This is a genomic window from Microcoleus sp. BM001215392 (assembly GCF_036700185.1).
In the GTDB taxonomy this organism is placed as follows: Bacteria; Cyanobacteriota; Cyanobacteriia; order Cyanobacteriales; family Microcoleaceae; genus Microcoleus.
On the sequence record NZ_JAUBOJ010000182.1, the window covers coordinates 10,084 to 13,843 of the forward strand.

The following is a 3,760-nucleotide window of genomic DNA, read 5'->3' on the forward strand; positions in this document are numbered from 1 at the left end:
GACCATCCGGCAAAATGTCAATTGTGAAAGTTTTGCTATTTTCGCCTGGGTTAAAAGTGAATTCCGGAGAAAAATTCGGAGGGATGTTCCAATCTACTCCCCAAGTTGCTGAACCAGTAGGAGGTTCTAGGTACACCCTGGAAATTTTGTTTAGATCCCCAGTGCGAGTGAGGGTAATTTGTTTTTGAACGATTGCTGTGCGACTTTCACTGACTTGGTAAGTAGCTTGGGAAAAATTAATCGTGGTATCACCTTGAATTCGATCGCCAGTTCCGTTACCTAGCGGTGTTTCGTTACCTGTCCCAAAATTGCCTATCCGAAACGTTGATGTTGGCGTCGGAGTCGGAGTCGGCGTGACTGATGTTAGCGTCGGAGTGGGAGTTGTACTCGGAGTCGGAGTTGTACTCGGAGTGGGAGTTGTACTCGGAGTCGGAGTTGTACTCGGAGTCGGAGTTGTACTCGGAGTGGGAGTTGTACTCGGAGTTGGAGTTGTACTCGGAGTCGGAGTTGTACTCGGAGTCGGAGTTGTACTCGGAGTCGGAGTTGTACTCGGAGTTGGAGTTGTACTCGGAGTCGGAGTTGTACTCGGAGTCGGAGTTGTACTCGGAGTCGGAGTTGTACTCGGAGTTGGAGTTGTACTCGGAGTCGGAGTTGTACTCGGAGTTGGAGTTGTACTCGGAGTTGGAGTTGGCGGCGCTACATCGTTATCGGTAATCGCCACAGCGACATTCGGAATCCCAACGATCGCACTATACTTAGCATCAGCACTCGCAGCCGTATGAGAAATAGTCCCTGTGTGCGGCCCTTCAACAACCGCATCGTCAACAGCCGTGACTGTGACAGGTTTCGCCACGTTCCAGTTAGTAGAATCAAAAGTAATCGCGGAAATCGCACTTATTTGATCCCCTGTACCGAAACTAATCGTCACAGGCGCGGTGGGCTGGGATTTTAACTGAACGCTGTACGTCCCTGTAGCACCACCTTCTGTAGCAGTTGTACTCGTCGGTGAAATAGTCACACTTGCGGTATCGTTGTCAGCAATCGTGGCAGTTACAGGAGAAATTGTCAGATTGTTATACTTGGTATCCGTGCTGACGGATTTGTGACTAATCGTGCCACTGTGAGTTCCTTGGGCTATGCTGTCATCGATCGCCTTAACGGTCACATTTTGAGCAACATTCCAAGTAGTGGGCCCAAAAGTGATAGGTGCGATCGCACTAATTTGACTGCCCGTGTCAAAATTAATCGTAACGTTAGCAGCAGGTGCGCTAGTCAGAAGCACGCCGTAGGTATCCGTTGCACCGCCTTCAGCAATATTTGTACTTCCGGCAGATTGGACGATCGACACACCCGGACTATCGTTATCTGTAATCGATGCCGTGACATTCGGAATCGCTTTGGCGTTATAACTAACATCGGTACTGGTAGCTGTGTGAGCGATCGTCCCTGTGTGGGTTCCTTGTGCTACAGTATCGTCGATCGCAGTAGCAGTGACAGTCCGATCGACATTCCAGTTAATGCTGTTAAAGGTAATTTGGGCGATCGGGCTAATTGCATTGCCAGTATTAAAGCTAATGTTAACTGGTGCAGAAGGTTCCGAAGTTAGCTTGACTTTGTAACTGCCCGTTGCGCCGCCTTCTGTGGCTGTGATGTTCGTAGGTGCAACGTTGAAGCCGGCAGTGTCATCATTGGCGATCGTCATGGTAGCAGTTGCCGTGGGAATTGTCGGCGCGCCACCCGGTGAAACAGGATTCGATAGAGTAACCGTAACTGTTTCGTCTGGTTCAACCAATCCGTCGCCTAACACATCCAAAGTAATAGTTTTGGATGTTTCGCCCGCTGAAAAAGTAATTTTGCCAGTAGCAGTAGTTACGCCAGAAGTGCCGCCGATATTGTTGTAGTCGCTGCCGTTAGTCGCAGTTCCTCCAATTGCATAATTGACGCTAGTTGCCCCGCCAGTGCTACCGCTGCGAGTCACAGTGAAAGTTAGAGGTTTTGTGCCGCTATCGCCTTCGGGAATGCTCGCAATACCCGCAGCAACCGCATAAGAAACAGTACCGTTAGCAGCAATAGTTAGTGTAGTTTGATTCGTTGTACCCGCAACGCCTCCGGTGATTGTACCGAAGTTGAGAATTGCGGTTTCGGCGTTTTCTGCGATGTTGTCGGGTTTGATCGTAAGTGCAATATTCTTGGTGAGTGCGGCACCTGTTGCACCTGCGGGGAATGTAATAGATGTCGGGGCGATAGTGTAGTCTGAATTTTGGGTGGCTGTGCTGCTGGGGTTAATTGCGATCGGTACAACGACATCGCCCAAGGGAGTGCCGCCGCTGATGGTGACGGGAATATTAACTACTGTGTCTGTTGTTCCTTCTGTACCGCTGTAGGTTGCCGCACCAAAATTGACTGTATTTGGCGTATTTAGCAGGATTGAAACGTTGGCTGAACCATTGTTAGCTATTGCCAAATCCGGGAGATTATCAGCATTAAAGTTGCCGGAAATAATCGAAGTTGGACTTGTCGCCGCAGCAAAATTAATCGGTGCACTAAAACCGCCAGTACCATTTCCTACTAAAATTACAGCGCCATTAGTGGCTGTTACTGCTAAGTCAAGTTTGCCGTCTCCGTTCAAGTCTTTCGCCACAATCCCCGAAAGCCCTGTCCCTGCGCTAACATTAGTGGCCGCACCAAACCCGCCGGTGCCATTTCCCAATAGAATTGAGACACTGTTAGCGTTAACTGTCGCTAAATCGAGGAAAGTATCTCCGTTAAAGTCCCCAGTGGCGATCGAATTTGGATTTACCCCCGCGCTAAAATTAGTAGCTGCACTAAATCCGCCCGTACCATTTCCTAACAGAATTGAGACATTGTTAGAAAGGCTGTTGGCAACGGCTAAGTCGGGGAAACTGTCAGCATTAAAGTTGCCTACAACAACGGCATCCGGAATCGAACCAACATTAAAATTAGTGGCATTGCTAAAGCTACCAGTGCCAGTTCCGAGCAAAATTGAGACGCTACCAGAAGCACCTTGAGGGTTAGCATTTACCACGGCTAAATCGAGGAAATTGTCGGCATTAAATTTTCCGACACCTATTGAAATGGGAGTGTTACCCACACTAAAATTAGTAGCTGCACCAAAGCCGCCCGTGCCATTTCCTAACAGAATTGAGATATTACCGCTATTTGCTACTGCTAAGTCGGGGAAATTGTCATTGTTGAACAGTCCCGATGTAACAAAATTTGGAGTAAAACCTACAGCAAAGTTGGTAGCTGTGCCAAAACCGCCAGTGGCATTCCCCAACAGAATCGAAATGTTGTCGTCATTCTGGTTTGTTACTACTAAGTCGGGGAAAGTATCAGCGTTAAAATTCCCTAGATTAATACCTTTGGGATTTGTCCCCGCGCCGAAGTTTGTCGCCGCACCAAAACTATTTAAAACCTGTTCGTAATTAGCCAATACTTCGGGTGCAAATACTAGCGGTGTTTCTATTTTCCCGGTGCTGACTTCTAGTTCCCAGTCCCCACCCTTTGCTACACTTCCCGTGAGGTTTTGGGAAGCGGCAACGTTTGTATTTGTGAGCTGGGCGATGCGTTTGATGAAGGCGAAACCGTCTGTATCTCTCGCGCTTTCATCCGATCCGCCGGGGGTTGAAACCCCCGTCTCATAGCGAAAGTCCTCTAAAGAGGACTGAATAGCCGCCTTGTTTTCAGTCGGTTTCAACCGACTTTCGCTTTGAGACAGGGAATTCATTCCCTGGCGGAC

General features: G+C 48.7%; 1 protein-coding gene. It reads right to left on the minus strand.

Annotation, left to right across the window (positions count from 1 at the left end; genetic code table 11):
• On the minus strand, positions 1–3,718 hold a 3,718-nt coding region (locus tag QT974_RS19145), incomplete at its 3' end, for an FG-GAP-like repeat-containing protein (protein ID WP_333470019.1).
• Positions 3,719–3,760: the final 42 nt, after the last annotated feature.